Consider the following 413-nt stretch of genomic DNA (forward strand, 5'->3'; position numbering starts at 1 on the left):
GAGTTCGACGTGACCCGTTAGGGTGAGGAGGGGCGCGTGAGGGATATGGCGGGTGGCGACGACGTTACAATGCCGCTTCCCTTCGCCCCGTTACGCCCCTTCCGCCCCCTCATGTCCGTCGATCCGGTCGTCATCCTCATTGCCCTCGGCGCCGCCGTTGCCGGCTTCGTTCAGGGCCTGTCCGGGTTCGCGTTCGGCATGGTCGCCATGTCGTTCTGGGCATGGGGCGTGGATCCGCGCATGGCGTCGGCCATGTCGGTGTTCGGCGCGCTCACCGGGCAACTGCTGGCCGCGTTCACGGTCCGCCGCAAGTTCCATCTGCCCACCGTGCTGCCGTTCCTGATCGGCGGGGCGGTCGGCATCCCGATCGGGGTGTCGATCCTGCCGAAGCTGGATATCCACCTGTTCAAGCT

1 protein-coding gene is annotated in these 413 nt (G+C 66.8%); it reads left to right on the plus strand.

Features of this window, described 5'->3' with window-relative positions; all coding sequences use genetic code 11:
• Positions 1 to 45: 45 nt before the first annotated feature.
• The coding region (locus AC1DCP_RS26560) for a sulfite exporter TauE/SafE family protein (RefSeq protein ID WP_476774895.1) at positions 46 to 413 on the plus strand (368 nt) is incomplete at its 3' end.

Source organism: Agrobacterium sp. 10T429, assembly GCF_056393925.1.